This is a genomic window from Bradyrhizobium hipponense, assembly GCF_008123965.1.
GTDB classification, from domain to species: Bacteria; Pseudomonadota; Alphaproteobacteria; order Rhizobiales; family Xanthobacteraceae; genus Bradyrhizobium; species Bradyrhizobium hipponense.
The window spans coordinates 23,539-39,583 of the sequence record NZ_VSTH01000084.1; the positions used below are offsets into that span (position 1 = coordinate 23,539).

Here is a 16,045-nt window from a genome sequence, read left to right on the forward strand (position 1 = left end):
CGCCGACCACTGGCGCGCGATGCCCCAAACTGCGATCTCTTAATGTCCCACGGCAGGTTTTACCGTCCCCAACTCTTAATAACCTATGAATCGCCCGATCCAAAACGACTTCTTGGCCTGTGCACGCACCGCCAAACGGTTGGGTTAATACCGCTTTTCGGACCATAGAATCACGGGGGCGCAAAGACTTGTCCCGGCAGGGGACATGTGCCTGCGCCACCTTTAACCACCTGTTAACCATACACGCGGCAAATTCTGCCTAGCTTCGGACACAGGTCCGGGGGCGGAAGGAGCCGCAACGATGTCCACCAACGACCTCCCGGTGCTGTCGGCGCTTCGCACCAAGATGCAATGGCACCAGGAACGCCAGCGCGTCCTGTCCGAGAACGTCTCCAACTCCGATACGCCCAATTTCCGGCCGCGCGATCTGGTCGAGCCGAAGTTCGATAAGAGCGGCGCGGTCACCGGCTCGATGGGCCCCCTGGCACTCGCCCGTACCAGCGGCTCCCACATGACGCCATCCGGCTCGCCCTCGGGCTTTGATCAGAACAAGAATGCGGGCTTCGAGACCCGCCCCGCGGGCAACGCCGTCAATCTCGAGGAGGAGATGATGAAGTCCTCCAGCAACCAGATGGACTATGCGGCGGCGACCTCGCTGTACTCGAAGAGCCTGCATCTGCTCAAGACCGCGATCGGCAAGGGCTAGAGGAGGAAAACCATGACGAATGACAGCAGCGACTTTGCCCGCTCGATGGCGATCGCGACCTCCGGCCTGCGCGCGCAGGCCGGGCGCATGCGGGTGATCTCGGAGAATATCGCGAACGCGGATTCGACGTCGCAGGCTGCCGGCGGCGATCCCTACCGCCGCAAGGTGCCGACCTTCTCCTCCGCGCTCGACCGTACGCTCGACGCGCAGGTCGTCACCCTCGGCAAGATCCGGCCCGACCAGTCCAACTTCCGCGTCAAGTACGAGCCGAATAATCCGGCGGCGGATGCCACCGGCAACGTCAAATATCCCAACGTGAACTCGGTGGTCGAGATGACCGACATGCGCGATGCGCAGCGGTCCTACGAGGCCAACATCAACATCATCAGTGCGACGCGCCGGATGATCCAGCGCACGCTCGACATCCTCAAATCCTGAACGGGACACCTTAAGCCATGGCATCACCGACAATCGCAGCCAATGCCTATGCCAATCTCGCCCGCGTGCTGGAAAACAGCGGCGCTGGCAAGGGCAGCGAGGCGACCGGGCAGTCCTTTGCTTCGCTCCTCAAAGACGCCGTCGGCAGCGTCATGGAGTCCGGCCGCAAGTCCGACGCGCAGACGGTGGCGATGGCCGCCGGCAAGGCCAACGTGATGGACGTGGTGACGGCGGTCGCAGACACCGACGTCGCCGTGTCGACGCTGGTGTCGGTCCGCGACCGCGTCATCGCGGCCTATGAAGACATCATGAAGATGCCGATCTGATGGATCCGTCATTCCGGGGCGCGACGAAGTCGCGAGCCCGGAACCCATGGTGCTACCGACGATGCCGCTGAATGGATTCCGGGTTCTCGCTTCGCGAGCCCCGGAATGACGACAAGCAATTCACAGAGAGAAAATCAAAATGACCGGACCTGAAACCCTCGACGTCGCGCGCGATGCGATCTGGACCATCGTGATCGTGTCATCGCCGCTGATGGTGGTGGGGCTCGTGGTCGGCGTCATCGTGTCGCTGTTCCAGGCGCTGACGCAGATCCAGGAGCAGACGCTGATCTACGTGCCGAAGATCCTGGCCATTTTCGCCACCATGCTGCTGGCGCTGCCGTTCATGGCCGACGCTCTCCATTCCCACATGCTGCGGATATCATCGCGAATCGTCGGCGGCTGAGGCAGAATGCGGGCGCTATGCGCATCGACGTCTCGCTGCTGCCGGCGCTCGCCGCGGCCTTCATGCTCGCTTTCGCCCGGGTCGGCGCGATGGTGATGCTGTTGCCGGGGCTGGGCGAGTCCAACATCCCGACGCGGATCAAGCTGTCGATCGCGCTGCTGCTCACGCTCATCATCCTGCCCCTGCACCGCAACGCCTATCACGTCGACATGGGCTCGATCGCTCCGCTGCTGGTGCTGATGCTGCATGAGATCGCCATCGGCATCGTGCTGGGAGCGACCGCGCGCGTGACGCTGTCGGCACTTCAGGTCGCCGGTGCCGTGATCGCGCAGCAGATGGGTCTGGGATTCGTGACTTCGGTCGATCCGACCCAGGGCCAGCAGGGTGTGCTGGTCGGCAATTTCCTGACCATGCTTGGCGTGACGCTGCTGTTCGCGACCGACAGCCATCACCTGGTGATCGCGGCGCTCAACGACAGCTATGCGATCTTCTCGCCGGGCGAGACCGTGTCGAGTGGCGACGTCGCCTCGCTCGCGACGCGCGCGTTCGCCGCGGCGTTCCGGCTCGGCTTGCAGCTTTCGGGCCCGTTCTTGGTGTTTGGCCTCGTCTTCAACATCGGGCTCGGCGTGCTGGCGCGGCTGATGCCGCAGATGCAGGTCTATTTCGTCGGCGTGCCGCTGTCGATCTTCGTGGGCTTTCTTGTGCTCGGCGTGGTGATCTCGGCGATGATGGGCACGTATCTCGATTACTTCATCGGTGTCATGCACCAGATGATGCCGCTCAGGTAACGAGGGATCGATGGCTGAAGACAACGATCCCGAGAGTCAAACAGAAGACCCGACGCAAAAGCGCCTGGACGATGCGCTCGAACGCGGCGACGTCGCCAAGAGCCAGGAGATCAACACCTGGTTCGTGATCGCGGGCGGCACGCTCGTGGTCTCGACCTTCTCGGGCTCGATCGGCAGCGGGCTGGTGACGCCAATGCGCGGTCTGCTCGCCAATTCCTGGATGATCAAGACCGACGGAAAAGCTCTGCTTGCGCTGATGCAGCAGCTCGAAGTCGCCTTGCTCGCGGCGCTCGGCGTACCGCTGCTGATGCTGGCGCTGGCGGCGATTGCCGGCAACATGCTTCAGCATCGCCTGGTGTGGTCGGCCGAATCCCTGAAGCCCAAGTTCAGCAAGATCTCGCCCGGCGCCGGCTTCAAGCGCATCTTCGGCAAGCAGGCGGCGGCGAACTTTCTGAAGGGTATCGGCAAGCTGGTCGCGGTCGGCGTGGTCATGACCGTGATCCTATGGCCGGAGCGGCACCGGATGGAGGCGATGGTCAAGCTCGATCCCGCAGCCATGCTCGGCGCGACGACCAGCATGACCATCCACCTGCTCGGCGCGGTGGTCGCGGCGCTCGCGATCGTGGCCATTGCCGACTATTTCTTCCAGTACCGAAGCTGGTTCCAGCGGCAGAAGATGTCGCTTCAGGAGATCAAGGAAGAGTACAAGCAGTCCGAGGGCGACCCCCACATCAAGGGCAAGATCAGGCAACTGCGTCAGCAGCGCGCCAAGAAGCGCATGATGGCGGCGGTTCCCAAGGCCTCTGTGATCATCACCAACCCGACCCACTATTCGGTGGCGCTGTCCTACGAGCGCGGCATGCAGGCGCCGATCTGCGTCGCCAAGGGCGTCGACAATCTCGCCTTCAAGATCCGGGAGATCGCGCGCGAGCACGACATCCCCATCGTCGAGAACGTGCCACTGGCCCGCGCACTCTACGCCACCGTCGAGATCGACGAGGAAATCCCCACCGAGCATTACCATGCGGTCGCCGAAGTCATCGGCTACGTCATGCGGCTGAAGCGCGGATTCGGCGCCGGACGGCAATAAAGCTCCCGAAAAATACCGGAAATGGCTGTAATCTGGGAATCAGCGTACCTTTCGCCCTTGCTGCCCTTGCGCCTGCGGGTCCGATTCAGGCAGGGAGGACCCGGCGCGCCCCGTAGCGCGTTGATTCTCTGCCGACAGGCTGCGCAAGCTTGATATGACTGCCGAGACCGACCACGACCTCACGCGAGAGCCCGTTGCGGCGCACGAACCGTCGCCGCGCTCGGGCAGCATCGCGCTTGTGCTGCTGGTGGCCGCCGGCCTCGTCGCCGTCGCCGTCGGGCTGATGACGCTCGGGCGTGCGCAGGCGCAGCCCTACATTCTCGGCATCCTCGCCGTGCTGGCGATGGTCGGCCTGTTCAACCTGTTCGCCTTTGCTGCGGGCATCATCCGCTTCGTCGACCGCAATCTCGACGATCCCGTGATGGGGCGGATCGCCGACCACGCCTTTGATGGGCTGGCGGTGACCGATCCGCGCGGCCACGTCGTCTATTCCAACGCCGCCTATCTGACCCTGACCGGCGCCACCGGCCCGCAGGAGGTGCGCCCGGTCGAGCGCGTCTTCATCGGCAATCCCGACGTCTCCGAGGCGGTATTCCGCCTGCTGAAAGCCGCGCGTGAGGGCAAACGCCAGCAGGAAGAGGTGCGCATTTCCGGCCATGACGGCAGCCAGGGGCGCTGGCTGCGCATGCGGGTGCGCCCGCTCGGCACCGGCAAGCGCGAAGCGAAATACGCGGTGTGGTCGATCGCCGACATCACCCGCGACCGCGAGCGCCAGGAGGACGTGTTCCAGGAACTCCAGCACGCGATCGAATATCTCGATCACGCGCCCTGCGGCTTCTTCTCGGTCAATCCGGCCGGCGAGCTCGTCTATGTCAACGCGACGCTCGCGAACTGGCTTGACTACGACCTCGCCGAGATTGGCTCCGGCGGCCTCAAGCTGACCGATATCGTCTCCGGCGATGGTACTTCGCTGCTCACCTCGATCGTGGCGGTGCCGGGCGAGGTGAAGACGGAAGTCTTCGACATCGACCTGCGTATGCGCACCGGCAAGACCATGCCGGTGCGGCTCTATCACAAACTCGCCTTCGGCGCCGACAGCGCGCCGGGACCGTCGCGCACGCTGGTCATCAGCCGCGCCCGCGACGAGCGCAGCGATCCCGACCGCGCCGCCGAAGTGCGCTTCATGCGCTTCTTCGACCACACGCCGATGGCAATTGCGACCGTCGACCGCGCCGGCAACGTCGTGCGTGCCAATGCGCGTTACGCCAAGCTCGGGCAGGCCCTCGGGCTCGACAGCGCCAGCAAATCGATCTTCCGCGCGGTCAATTCGCGCGACCGGCACCTGCTGATCGCGGCCATCAACCAGGCCGCCGAAGGCCGCGGCGACGTTGCGCCGGTCGAGGTGGCGCTCGAGGGCACGAAGGAGCGCTGGGGGCAGTTCTTCGTCACGCCGGTCGACGAGGCCGAGCACGATGCTGAAGCCGCCATCGTCCACATGCTCGAAACCACCGAGCGGCGCGCGCTGGAGAACCAGATCAACCAGTCGCAGAAGATGGAGACCGTCGGCCAGCTCGCCGGCGGCATCGCCCACGACTTCAACAACGTGCTGTCCGCCATCATGATGGCGAACGACTTCCTGCTGAACGCGCACAAGCCGACCGATCCGTCGTTCCAGGACATCATGCAGATCAAGCAGAACGCGACGCGCGCCGCGACGCTGGTGCGGCAGCTGCTCGCGTTCTCGCGGCGGCAGACCCTTCGGCCGCAGGTGCTCGATCTCGGCGATGCGCTGAGCGACCTTGCCATGCTGCTGCGGCGGCTGATCGGCGAGAAGGTCAAGCAGGAGACCATCCACGGCCGCGACCTCTGGCCGGTCAAGGTCGACGTCTCCCAGTTCGAGCAGGTGATCGTCAATCTCGCGGTCAACGCGCGCGATGCGATGCCGGACGGCGGCAAGCTGATCATCCGCACCGCCAACGTCTCCGCGGAACAAGCGGCCAAGCTCGCCTACAAGGGCATGCCGGCCGCGGATTATGTCCGCATCGAGGTCGCCGACACCGGTACCGGCATTCCCGCCGACATCCGCGACAAGATTTTCGAGCCGTTCTTCTCGACCAAGGAAGTGGGCAAGGGCACCGGTCTCGGGCTTTCCACCGTCTACGGCATCGTCAAGCAGACCGGCGGCTTCATCTATGTCGATTCCGAGCCGGGGCAGGGCACCTCGTTCAACATCTTCCTGCCGCGGCACCATGCCGAGCCGGACGCGCAGCTCGAGCAGCCCGCGGCGGTTGGCTCGCTCAATGGCGCGAGGGAAGCCACACCCGCGGCGGAGGCCAAGCCGCGCACCGATCTCACCGGACAAGGCACCATCCTCCTGGTCGAGGACGAAGAGGGCCTGCGCGCACTCAACGCGCGCGGCCTGCGCTCGCGCGGCTACACCGTGGTCGAGGCCGAAAACGGCGTCGAGGCCATGGAGGTGCTCGAGGAGCACAGCGGTGGGATCGATCTCGTCGTCTCCGACGTCGTGATGCCGGAGATGGACGGGCCGACGCTTTTGAAGGCGATGCGAGAAAAGAACCCGGAGATCAAGTTCATCTTCGTCTCCGGCTATGCCGAGGACGCCTTCGAGAAGAGCCTGCCCGAAGGGCAGCAGTTCGACTTCCTGCCAAAGCCGTTCACGCTCAGCCAGCTCGTGGCGGCGGTGAAGGAGACGATGGTGAAGGCGGGATAGCCGCCTCCGTCAACCCGCCGGTAACGGGCGACCACAATTCGGCGCGCTTTCCCGCCAAACCCTCGACAAATATGGGCTTTTGCCACATCCCCGCGACTGAGGGCCGCAGCCATAAGTTCCGAAACCGGCTTCCCTTTTCGGGAAGGCTGACCATCTTAGGGGCACGTCCCCATGCCGGGGATTTGGGAAAAGCACATGAATTTCTCGCAACGTAGCCGCGGTCTCTTCAAGACGATTGCCGTCGTACTGGCGCTCGGGCTGCCGACTGCGCTGGTAATCTCGTCAGCCGACGCCCGCGTCGGTGGCGGCATGTCGTCGGGTTCGCGCGGCTCGCGGACCTACTCGGCCCCGCCGTCGACCACGACCGCGCCGGGCTCGACGTCGCAGTTCAATCGCACCTACACTCAGCCGGGCGCAGGCATGAACTCGGCCGCAGCCGCGCCCGCGCGCGGCGGCCTGTTCGGCCGCGGCGGCGGCTTCCTGGGCGGTCTCGCCGCCGGCTTCCTTGGCGCAGGCCTTCTGGGCATGCTGTTCGGCGGCGGCCTGTTCGGCGGCCTCGGCGGCCTGTCCTCGATCCTGGGCCTGATCATCCAGATCGTGCTGGTGGTGGTCGTGGTGCGGCTGGCGATGTCGTGGTGGCAGCGCCGCCACACGCCGCAGGCGGCTTACGCCAATGCGGATGCCAGTGCCGGTGCCGCTCCGGGACCGCAGACGAACTATCGCAGCGGTCTTGGCGGTTTCGGCTTCGGCGCCAACAACGCGCCGCTCGAGATCAAGCCGGACGACTATGAGGCGTTCGAGCGCCTGCTTGGCGATGTCCAGGCCGCCTGGTCGAACGAGGACGTGGCCAAGCTGCATACGCTCGCGACGCCGGAGATGGTGTCCTATTTCGAGCAGGACCTCGCCCAGAACCGCGCGCGCAACGCTGTCAACAAGGTGACCAACGTCAAGCTGTTGCAGGGTGACCTTGCGGAGGCCTGGCGCGAAGGCGAAACCGAGTATGCGACGGTGGCACTCCGCTTCGCGCTCACCGACAAGACGGTCGACCGCAACACCGGTGCGCTCGTCGCGGGCAGCGAACAACCGGGCGAAGCCACCGAAGTCTGGACGTTTGCCCGACGGCCGGGCGCCGGCTGGGAACTGTCGGCGATCCAGCAGACCAATTGATCGCACGTGACGTAACAAATGAGGGCGTCGTGCTTCGGCACGGCGCCCTTTTTGTTGTGCGCGCCTCGTATCACGGAATAACAGGGCATGCCTTGGGTTCAAGTCAGGCAGCCAACGACAAAACACAATCGGAGGAAGAGATGCATCGTTTCGACGGATCCGTGAAATCCCAAGCTCTTGTTTTTGCCGCGGCCGCCTTTGCCTTGCTTGCGGCGCCATCCGCGCAGGCGCAGTCGGCCGACATGACCTTCTTCGTGACCTCGAGCGGCCCCGGCAAGGGAGCCGATCTCGGCGGCCTGGAAGGGGCCGATGCGCATTGCCAGAAGCTCGCCCAGGCCGCCGGCGCCGGCGCCAAGAGCTGGCGCGCCTATCTCTCGACCCAGGCCGCCGACGGCAAGCCGGCCGTCAACGCGCGCGATCGCATCGGCAAGGGGCCGTGGCAGAATGCCAAGGGCGCGATCATTGCCAAGGATGTTGCCGACCTGCATGGCCCCGCCAACAACCTCACAAAGCAAACGGCGCTGAGCGAGAAGGGCGAGGTCAACAACGGAATCGGCGATACACCGAATCGGCACGACATCCTCACGGGAACGCAACCCGATGGCACTGCGTTCGCCGCCGGCGAGGACAAGACCTGCAAGAACTGGTCGTCCAGCACGCAAGGTGCCGCGGTGGTCGGCCATGCCGACCAGAAGGGCCTGCGCGACGACGAGCCGTCGAAATCCTGGAACAGCTCGCATCTCTCGCGCGGCCCCGATGGCGGCTGCTCGCAGGCCGACTTGAAGAGCACGGGCGGCGATGGGCTGCTGTATTGCTTCGCGTCGAATTGAGGCGCGGAACTCTCTCCGCCGTCATGGCGTTCGTGGTTGCGTGCTTGCCGCAACGCAATCACGGACTGTTTCCATGAAATACGAGCTCTACTACTGGCCCGAGATTCATGGCGCCGCAATTTAGCCCACGGTGCCATTTTCATTTCTCACGATTTCATTTCTCACGGAAGGTGTTCGCCGAGCGTGTGCGCTCGCCCTTGGTGACGCCTCGCGTTTGGGCAAGGCACTTAATTGCTTGTTGCATAAGCAGCCCTCCCGCAATCTCGATCACGCCGGCCGATAGGGAGATACTCAGTGAGCCAGTCCATTGCGCGCTCCGGGACACGCCACGAAGTCACTGCGAAAAATTCCATGTCGCCGCTGGAGGCGATCGATGTGGCCTATGACCGGATCGAGGCCGAACGTGACCGCAACTGCTGGATCCATGTGCGTCCAAGGGATGAAGCACGTGAGGAGTGCCGCAGGTTCATGGCGCGCGCGCGAGCCGGCGAGAGCCTGCCGTTGCTCGGCATTTCTTTTGGCGTCAAGGACAACATAGACGTCGCGGGAATGCCGACCACCGCGGGGTGTCCGGCCTTCAGCTACACGCCCTGGCATTCCGCGCGCAGCGTCGAGCGTCTCGTAGCGGCCGGAGCCATCTGCCTTGGCAAGACCAATCTCGATCAATTTGCCACGGGACTCTCCGGAGCGCGCTCACCCTACGGCTCCTGCGCGTCAGTTGCAGATGCGCGCTACGTCTCGGGCGGCTCCAGTTCCGGCTCGGCGGTTGCTGTGGCGGCCGGGCATGTCGCCTTCGCGCTCGGCACCGATACCGGCGGCTCCGGCCGCATTCCTGCCGGCTTCAATGGTATCGTCGGGATCAAGCCAACGGTGGGGCTGGTGTCGTCGCGCGGCCTGGTGCCGAACTGCCCGACGCTCGATTGCGTTTCGGTGTTCTGCAATACCATCACCGACGGCGAGGCGGTCCTCGACGTCATCGAGGGGTTCGATCCCGAGGATCCCTACAGCCGTTTGCCCAAAGGTTTGTCCGGCGGCAAGGTCGGGCCGTGGTTCCGGTTCGGCCGCATTGCCGCGGCTCATGTCGAATGCTTCGGCATGCCCGAATGCGGTGAGCTGTACGAGCGTGCTTGCGAGCGTCTTTCGCAAGCCGGCGGAACGCCGATCGAGATTGACTTTGCCCCGTTCCGCGAAACGGGCGAGTTGATGTTCAATGGTCCCTGGGTTTCCGAGCGCCGTTCGGCCATCGCCTCGCTCATGGAAATCGAAGCTCCCCCCTTGCTCGAGGTCACGGGCGCCGTGCTGAAATCGGCGCTCGGCTATTCGGCAGTCGATGCGTTTGGTGCCATCCACACACTCTATCGGCTGCGCCGGGACGCGGAGAAGATCTTTGCCGGCATCGACGTGCTGATGGTCCCGACGGCGCCACGGCCGTTCACGCTCGAGGAGATGCATCGCGATCCGATCACCCTCAACAATCGCCTTGGTTACTACTCCTATTTCGCCAATCTGCTTGATCTGTGCGGCGTGGCGATTCCGAACGCGACGTTGTCAAACGGTATGCCGATGGGCGTGACCCTGCTGGCGCCGGCCTGGCAGGACCGAGCACTGATCGGCCTGGCGCGCCAGATCGAAGGCAAGTGCAGCGGCGCGGCGTTCGAGCTGAAATCCCGCGCATGAGCGCGATCGACAGCTGAGCGTGATGTTCGATGGCTAAATCGGCTGCCAGACCTCTTCACCTCTCTCCAAGGGGCTTTAGTTCATCTCCCGATCAAGCCTCGAAAGATCAAGAATCGAAATCATCGATCGATCGTAGGTGATGACGCCTTGCTCCTGGAGGCGCGCAAGTTGCACCGTCACCCACTGACGGGTGGATCCGATCAGGTTTGCGAGATCGCCGTGGGTAAAAGGCATGCCAATGACGGTCTCACCGTCGCGCTGCACGCCATAGACGTGCGAGAGGAAGATCAACAGCCGGTGCAGCCGCTCCGTGACTGACCGCGTCCCCAGCATCTGGGCCATCGCCGAATAGCATCGCGCCTTGAAAGCGAGGGCATCCAGCAAGGCGACCGCGATCGAAGAGGATTCCAGCGCGAGGCGCCGCAAGGCCAAGCCAGGCAGGAACGTCAGCAGGCTGCGCTCTGCCGCAACCGATGTCCACATATGTGGACCCATTCCGAAGATATCGGGACCACCGACGAAATTGCCCGCAAACCAGTAGGCGAGCGTGACCTCCCGTCCCGAGGGCGCCACGTAATAGCTGCGAACGCGCCCCTCGCGGATGAGATAGATTCCGTTCTGTGCATCGCCCTGGCTCCAGACCAGCTGCCCTGCTTCCAAGAGCTTTTCTCGTCCGATCGCGCGCAACCGCTTGCAATCGACGCTGCTCAGGCCATCCAACAGGCCGGGCAGCGGCCTCACAAGATTGTCCGACTCTGCCAGCATCACGCCAGCCGCTACCGCGCTATTCGCCCTGTGCATCGCCGGCTCCACGTCAAGAGACGGCTTCGATTATTCAAGAACCGTGCCAGCGCACTATCGGCGGCTTGGCGTCACGCGAGCATCGGCGCGGTCAGCTCGAGTCCGATTGATTGAACGCCCGCAACCCTTCCGCGCGAATGACTTCGAGGCAGTCTCTCTTGAGCGCCAGGTAGGTCGGCTCGATCAGGATCGCGCTCGAACGCGGACGCGGCAGGTTGACGGCGACTTCCCGCAGGATGCGACCGGGCCCCGCGCTCATGATCAGGACGCGGTCGGCCAACACGATGGCTTCATCGATATCGTGCGTGACGAACACGATGGTCGCCTTGATCCGGTCCCGCAGCTCCAGCAGATTGTCCTGCATCACCGCTCGGGTCTGCGCGTCAAGTGCCCCGAATGGCTCGTCCATTAGCAGAACGCGCGGCTCATTGGCAAGCGCGCGCGCAATTGCGACGCGCTGCTGCATGCCGCCGGACAGCGTGTTCGGATAGGCGTCGGCGAAGCGTTTAAGCCCGATCATCGCGATCAGATCGTCCGCGATGGCGCAGGCCTCCTTCGCGGACCTTCCGAGCATTCTCGGACCGTGGGCGATGTTTCTGCGAACGGACTTCCAGGGAAACAGATGCGGCTGCTGAAACACCATGCCGATATCGGGCCGCGGATTGCCCACGGGCGACCCTTCCACCAGGATTTCGCCTTCGAACGGCAGCTCCAGCCCGGCAATCGTATTGAGCACAGTGGACTTGCCGCAGCCCGAAGGACCGACGATGCAGACGAACTCGCCGGCTGCGACGTCGAAGGAAACCCGGTCTACCGCGATCATCTGGCCGCGATTGGTGTCGAACACGATGCTCAGGTTTGAGACTTGTATCGCCGGTTGTTTCGACGCCGCCTTGACAGACGGCTGCGAACTTGCCAGCGCCAGTTTTGTGGTCGAGCGATATCCCGACATCAGCGCCACCAAACCGTTCGTTCTGCAAGAGCGGCAAACAGCCGATCGGCGATGAAGGAAATCAGCCCGAGCGCCGCTAGTCCGCCCATCACCTGGCCTGTCTGTAGATTTTGCTGCGCGATCTCGATCCGGTAGACAACGCCCGCAAACGTGCCGGCAAGTTCCGCTGCGACCAGCGTGTAGAAGGAGATGCTGACCGCAGTGCGCAGCCCGACCACGATGTAGGGCAATGCGCCCAGCAGAATGATCTCCTGTAGCATCTGCCGCCGCGGCGTGCCGAGCATCAACGCGGCGCGGATCAAGCCGCGGTCGACCTTCTGCACGCCAATATGGGTCGACAGCCATACCGTGAAGAATACGCCCCACACGACGAGAAACAGCTTTCCTGCTTCCGACAGGCCAAACCAGAGAATGACGATCGGCACGAAAGCAATCGGCGGGATTGGCCGCAGGATCTGAAACAGCGGCGACAGCAGGCTGGAAACGACGGGAAATTGGCCCGTGAGAATGCCGAGCAGGACGCCGAGCGCGCTGCCGAGGAGGAAACCTGCGGAGACTCGATAGAGGCTTGCTGCCACGTCCCAAAAAAACTGTCCGCTTCGCATCCATTCCAGGACGGCTGCCGCAACCACGGTCGGCGGCGGGAATAGTACCATATTGACGATGCCCGATCGGGAGATCAGCTCCCAAAGAATGACGAACAGGGGGATCGAAAGTACCCCAACCAAGACATTGAGACGACGAAAACGGCCCGAGGTCGGCCGCCGGCCAGGACGATCAGCTCCGGCCGTCACAGCAGCGCGCTTTGGAGTCTTGTTCTGCACGATCGCTTCGGCACCTATTTCCACGACAGGGTGACTCGCGCGGGATCGAGTTTCTTGAGCGGCTCCGCGGCGATGATGTTGCGGAAATCCGGCATCGTGGCGCCCGGCGGATGATTGCCGCTTTCAAGGCGCCATGCCGCGTGTGTTCGAAGGATTTCGATCAGCCGGTCGTCAAGACGCACCCGGTAGACGTACTCGGTCCAGATCGCCGAGAGTTCGTCCCGCTTCATGCCGGCCGCATCCGCCACCACCGCGATTGCTTCGTCCGGATGCGCTTTCATCCAGATTTCGACATCGATCAGTGCGCCGATAAACTTCTCGACCAGCGCGGGATTGGCGTCGAGATAAGGCCGCATCACTACGATGTTGAACGTCTCGGAGTAGGTCCCCTTTGTGTCGAGTTCGCCGGCAGCTTCGCCGAGCGCCTTCTTCGCGTTGGAGATGTGCGGCTCCCAGGTGTCGAACGCATCGATGCTTCCGGCCGCCAGTGCCGGCAGCATCTCCTGCGGGCGCAGATTGACCAAGGTGACGTCCTTGGCCGTCAAGCCCGCCGATTTCAACAGCGTCACGGTATAGACCTCGCTGCCGGTGCCGGCGGTGAACGCGATCCGCTTGCCACGGAGATCCGCTCTGGTTTTGATGCCGGCCTTGGCGGCAACCACGGTCTTGAGATCGGAATATTCCATGCCGGCCACGAAGGCGATCGGCTGGTTTGCCATCGCCGACGCGGTGACCGGCGCTTCCGCCGTCGTTGCGATATCCGCGCCGCCGCCGATCACGGTGTCGAGACACTGCTTGCCGGAGGTGAAGTTCGAGACCGTGATCTCCAGTCCATGCTTCTCGAAGATCCCTTTCGACTTGGCTACGATCGCAAGGCCGGAAATCGGCCCGAGGTTTTGCGCCAGGCGAGCCTTCAAGAGTTCCTCAGCGGAGGCGCGGTCCGGTCCGGCGGCAAGGCACGAAAGCGCGACATAGCTCGCAAGCGCTGCAATGCGGCTGGTGGTCTTCCGATGCATGGACGATCTCCCCTAGCGCCGCGGCTCGCGGCAAAGCCCGATCGCGGATACCGCCCTGAACGGCCCGCACAAATTGTCCCCACGTCCTCCCTGGGCGATCACTTTTGCGATCGGCCAGGCTCGGCATGCTCGCCGGGCGCAGCGGTCCGGGGAAGCAATTAATCGACATGCGCGGTCCCGGCTCCCACCGCGGGCTGGCAAATCGGGAATGCCGTCGCGTCGGCGAATCGAGTGTGTATGCGCCGAGCGTCTAGCGCTGATGGAACCGTGGCCTGCGTGCTATATTGGTATGACTGCACCAAGCGTTCACGGATTGCCCCTCATGAAATACGAGCTCTACTACTGGCCTGAGATTCAGGGCCGCGGCGAATATGTGCGCCTGGCGCTGGAGGAGGCGGGTGCGACGTACGTCGATGTCGCGCGCGGTCCGCGCGGCACCAGTGCGATGATGAAGATGATGGACGGGCGTGGCGGCACGCCGCCCTTCGCGCCGCCCTTTCTGAAAGCCGGCAAGCTCGTCATCGGCCAGACCGCCAACATCCTGCTCTATCTCGGCGCCCGCCACGGGCTCGCGCCGAAGACGGAAGCAGGCCGGCTCTGGGTGCATCAGCTTCAGCTCACCATCACCGACTTCGTGGTCGAGATCCACGATACCCATCATCCGCTCGGGCCTTCGCTATACTACGAGGACCAGAAGCCGCCCGCGAAGAAGCGAACGGCCGATTTCTGGAGCGAGCGCGTGCCGAAATATCTCGGCTATTTCGAGCAGCTTCTGACGGATCGTGGCGGTGCCTACGTCACCGGCCGCAAATTGACGTATGTCGATCTTTCGCTGTTCCAGATCGTCGACGGGCTGCGCTACGCTTTCCCGAAACGGATGAAGGCTTTCGAGGCAGATATCCCGGGCCTGGTCGGACTGCACGGTCGCGTCGCGGCGCGGCCGAACATCGAGGCGTATCTCGCCAGCGACCGCCGCATTGCCTTCAACGAGCAGGGCATCTTCCGCCGTTACCGCGAACTCGATGATTAGCCGGTCCGTCAGCTGATCGGAGCGCAAGAATGCTTTTCCCAACGGCGCGGCGCTATTGATGCGCGCTCACCAGATACCCGGCAGCAGGCGATAGGGCACCCGGGGCCGCATAATTGGTGTAGCCTGGCAGACCTTGTTTCAGCGTGCGCTCCTCGATGCGGATGCGGACCGCGAACAGGGCGAGGAACACGGGCATCATCGCAAGTCCCCACCATGATCCCAGCAGCAACGGCAGGCCGGTGAAGAACAGGACCATGCCGCTGTACATGGGATGGCGGACATGGGCGTAGGGCCCGGTCGAGATCACGCGCTGCGCGCGCTCGGCCTGCAGCTTCACCACAGGCGCGGCGAACGAGTTCTCGCGGAACACCCACATCGTGAAGAAGGTCGAGGCCAGGATCAGCAGAAATCCGAGCGCCTGTAGTGCGAGCGGCACGTTGGACGCGAGATAGCGCCGGTCGATCCCCATGGCGACCAGCCAGATCAGCATCGCCAGCACGAACGCTATGATGAAGGCTTTGTCGGCGAGCGGCTGGTCCTTCTGGATGACCGGGCGAAGACGCTCGGCCAACAGCGCCGGATCGAGCCGGTAAAGCCACCAGCCGCAGAGCGGGCCGAGCAGGGCGGACGCGACCAGCATTGCCCAGGCGCCGGGCCAATGCAGCGTTCCGGCGGATGCGAACAGCAGCGCGCCCATCGCCACAACGAAGATCGTATTCTGCAACAGCAATTTTGCGATCATGCACGGTTCCCCGGGCAATGTCGCACGATATTGGCCAGGCTATCCGGCAAAGATGGGGCCGGATGCGGAACAGACCCGATCGACAGGATCGGGCGAACCATCGTCGGCGGATTCGCTCAGGCGAGCTGATCGATCCGCGTACCCTGTCCCGGCGGCAGCGGTGCGGGCGGCGGCGGCTTGTAGGTCGGGTCGTCGGTCTTGGCTTGGTCGTCCTGCTGCTTGGTCGTGTCGTAGCTCGGGACCACGATCGTGATCGGCGGCGGTGCAACGCTGGAAACACTCATCCACAAACCCTCACAGGTGGAAACAATCCACACTGGCCCGCGAGGAACGAACCTTCCGTCAAGGCAATCGCTAAAATGCGAGGGATTTGGCCCGGCGAGACGCGTCCCTCTGCCTCCGCGATTGCACCGTTTTGAGGACAGTGGCTCTCTCCACCGTCATTGCGAACGCAGTGAAGCAATCCAGACTGTCTCCGCGGCGGGATTTCTGGATTGCTTCGCTGCGCTCGCAATAACGGAGTA

Annotated in this window: 16 protein-coding genes and 1 pseudogene; 11 read left to right on the forward strand and 6 right to left on the reverse strand. The window is 63.7% G+C overall.

Going from position 1 to position 16,045, the window contains the following annotated elements; all coding sequences use genetic code 11:
* The first annotated feature begins 301 nt into the window (after nucleotides 1-301).
* The 10 genes from flgB (at nucleotide 302) to atzF (ending at nucleotide 10,156) form a co-directional block, all read left to right on the forward strand.
* Entirely contained in the window at nucleotides 302-706 is a 405-nt protein-coding gene (gene flgB, locus FXV83_RS24720; protein ID WP_148742084.1) for a flagellar basal body rod protein FlgB, read from the forward strand.
* Between the two features lie 12 nt (nucleotides 707-718).
* Entirely contained in the window at nucleotides 719-1,144 is a 426-nt protein-coding gene (flgC, locus tag FXV83_RS24725; protein WP_148742086.1) for a flagellar basal body rod protein FlgC, read from the forward strand.
* A gap of 17 nt (nucleotides 1,145-1,161) precedes the next feature.
* Nucleotides 1,162-1,470 carry a flagellar hook-basal body complex protein FliE gene (gene fliE, locus FXV83_RS24730; RefSeq protein ID WP_027575945.1) on the forward strand — a complete coding sequence of 103 codons (309 nt, stop codon included), beginning with the start codon at nucleotides 1,162-1,164 and terminating at the stop codon, nucleotides 1,468-1,470.
* A 139-nt stretch (nucleotides 1,471-1,609) separates the two neighbouring features.
* Nucleotides 1,610-1,873, forward strand: coding sequence for a flagellar biosynthesis protein FliQ (gene fliQ / locus FXV83_RS24735; RefSeq protein WP_148742088.1), 264 nt, complete (start codon nucleotides 1,610-1,612; stop codon nucleotides 1,871-1,873).
* A 17-nt stretch (nucleotides 1,874-1,890) separates the two neighbouring features.
* Entirely contained in the window at nucleotides 1,891-2,661 is a 771-nt protein-coding gene (fliR, locus tag FXV83_RS24740) for a flagellar biosynthetic protein FliR (RefSeq protein ID WP_148742090.1), read from the forward strand.
* A gap of 10 nt (nucleotides 2,662-2,671) precedes the next feature.
* Nucleotides 2,672-3,751, forward strand: a complete 1,080-nt coding sequence (flhB, locus tag FXV83_RS24745; protein WP_148742092.1) for a flagellar biosynthesis protein FlhB — start codon at nucleotides 2,672-2,674, stop codon at nucleotides 3,749-3,751.
* 154 nt (nucleotides 3,752-3,905) lie between these two features.
* Complete coding sequence (cckA, locus tag FXV83_RS24750) at nucleotides 3,906-6,482, forward strand: cell cycle histidine kinase CckA (protein WP_148742094.1); 2,577 nt, start codon at nucleotides 3,906-3,908, stop codon at nucleotides 6,480-6,482.
* Nucleotides 6,483-6,653: 171 nt separating this feature from the next.
* Nucleotides 6,654-7,649 (forward strand): Tim44 domain-containing protein, encoded by a 996-nt coding sequence (locus tag FXV83_RS24755; RefSeq protein ID WP_148742097.1) that lies wholly within the window; start codon nucleotides 6,654-6,656, stop codon nucleotides 7,647-7,649.
* Nucleotides 7,650-7,789: 140 nt separating this feature from the next.
* Nucleotides 7,790-8,479, forward strand: coding sequence for a lectin (locus FXV83_RS24760; protein WP_148742099.1), 690 nt, complete (start codon nucleotides 7,790-7,792; stop codon nucleotides 8,477-8,479).
* Nucleotides 8,480-8,773: 294 nt separating this feature from the next.
* On the forward strand, nucleotides 8,774-10,156 hold the full coding sequence (gene atzF / locus FXV83_RS24765) for an allophanate hydrolase (protein WP_148742101.1): 1,383 nt from the start codon (nucleotides 8,774-8,776) through the stop codon (nucleotides 10,154-10,156).
* Between the two features lie 75 nt (nucleotides 10,157-10,231).
* Here the strand turns inward: atzF and FXV83_RS24770 are convergent, their stop codons facing one another.
* The 4 genes from FXV83_RS24770 to FXV83_RS24785 form a co-directional block, all read right to left on the reverse strand.
* Entirely contained in the window at nucleotides 10,232-10,957 is a 726-nt protein-coding gene (locus FXV83_RS24770) for a Crp/Fnr family transcriptional regulator (protein ID WP_148742103.1), read from the reverse strand.
* Nucleotides 10,958-11,048: 91 nt separating this feature from the next.
* Nucleotides 11,049-11,909, reverse strand: coding sequence for an ABC transporter ATP-binding protein (locus tag FXV83_RS24775; RefSeq protein ID WP_187436131.1), 861 nt, complete (start codon nucleotides 11,907-11,909; stop codon nucleotides 11,049-11,051).
* The gene (locus tag FXV83_RS24780) at nucleotides 11,909-12,757 is read right to left on the reverse strand and encodes an ABC transporter permease (RefSeq protein WP_148742107.1); all 849 of its coding nucleotides are present in this window, start codon (nucleotides 12,755-12,757) and stop codon (nucleotides 11,909-11,911) included. The genes FXV83_RS24775 and FXV83_RS24780 overlap by 1 nt, the downstream gene beginning before the upstream one ends.
* Nucleotides 12,748-13,749, reverse strand: a complete 1,002-nt coding sequence (locus FXV83_RS24785) for an NrtA/SsuA/CpmA family ABC transporter substrate-binding protein (RefSeq protein ID WP_148742108.1) — start codon at nucleotides 13,747-13,749, stop codon at nucleotides 12,748-12,750. The genes FXV83_RS24780 and FXV83_RS24785 overlap by 10 nt, the downstream gene beginning before the upstream one ends.
* A gap of 322 nt (nucleotides 13,750-14,071) precedes the next feature.
* Here FXV83_RS24785 and FXV83_RS24790 point away from each other — a divergent pair, with 322 nt between their 5' ends.
* Nucleotides 14,072-14,779, forward strand: a complete 708-nt coding sequence (locus FXV83_RS24790) for a glutathione S-transferase (RefSeq protein WP_148742110.1) — start codon at nucleotides 14,072-14,074, stop codon at nucleotides 14,777-14,779.
* A gap of 66 nt (nucleotides 14,780-14,845) precedes the next feature.
* Here FXV83_RS24790 and FXV83_RS24795 read toward each other — a convergent pair.
* Both FXV83_RS24795 and FXV83_RS42965 read right to left on the reverse strand, forming a co-directional pair.
* A pseudogene (locus FXV83_RS24795) lies at nucleotides 14,846-15,521 on the reverse strand (methyltransferase family protein).
* A 116-nt stretch (nucleotides 15,522-15,637) separates the two neighbouring features.
* Complete coding sequence (locus tag FXV83_RS42965; RefSeq protein WP_187436132.1) at nucleotides 15,638-15,805, reverse strand: hypothetical protein; 168 nt, start codon at nucleotides 15,803-15,805, stop codon at nucleotides 15,638-15,640.
* Nucleotides 15,806-16,045 lie beyond the last annotated feature (240 nt).

Excerpts from the sequence above, each read along its gene's own strand:
- FXV83_RS24760 (WP_148742099.1), top strand. The coding sequence starts at position 7,790 with ATGCATCGTTTCGACGGATCCGTGAAATCCCAAGCTCTTGTTTTTGCC.
- FXV83_RS42965 (WP_187436132.1), bottom strand. The coding sequence starts at position 15,805 with ATGAGTGTTTCCAGCGTTGCACCGCCGCCGATCACGATCGTGGTCCCG.
- cckA (WP_148742094.1), top strand. The coding sequence starts at position 3,906 with ATGACTGCCGAGACCGACCACGACCTCACGCGAGAGCCCGTTGCGGCG.
- fliQ (WP_148742088.1), top strand. The coding sequence starts at position 1,610 with ATGACCGGACCTGAAACCCTCGACGTCGCGCGCGATGCGATCTGGACC.
- FXV83_RS24755 (WP_148742097.1), top strand. The coding sequence starts at position 6,654 with ATGCCGGGGATTTGGGAAAAGCACATGAATTTCTCGCAACGTAGCCGC.
- flhB (WP_148742092.1), top strand. The coding sequence starts at position 2,672 with ATGGCTGAAGACAACGATCCCGAGAGTCAAACAGAAGACCCGACGCAA.
- fliR (WP_148742090.1), top strand. The coding sequence starts at position 1,891 with ATGCGCATCGACGTCTCGCTGCTGCCGGCGCTCGCCGCGGCCTTCATG.
- FXV83_RS24775 (WP_187436131.1), bottom strand. The coding sequence starts at position 11,909 with ATGTCGGGATATCGCTCGACCACAAAACTGGCGCTGGCAAGTTCGCAG.
- FXV83_RS24790 (WP_148742110.1), top strand. The coding sequence starts at position 14,072 with ATGAAATACGAGCTCTACTACTGGCCTGAGATTCAGGGCCGCGGCGAA.
- FXV83_RS24785 (WP_148742108.1), bottom strand. The coding sequence starts at position 13,749 with ATGCATCGGAAGACCACCAGCCGCATTGCAGCGCTTGCGAGCTATGTC.
- fliE (WP_027575945.1), top strand. The coding sequence starts at position 1,162 with ATGGCATCACCGACAATCGCAGCCAATGCCTATGCCAATCTCGCCCGC.
- flgC (WP_148742086.1), top strand. The coding sequence starts at position 719 with ATGACGAATGACAGCAGCGACTTTGCCCGCTCGATGGCGATCGCGACC.
- FXV83_RS24770 (WP_148742103.1), bottom strand. The coding sequence starts at position 10,957 with ATGCACAGGGCGAATAGCGCGGTAGCGGCTGGCGTGATGCTGGCAGAG.
- flgB (WP_148742084.1), top strand. The coding sequence starts at position 302 with ATGTCCACCAACGACCTCCCGGTGCTGTCGGCGCTTCGCACCAAGATG.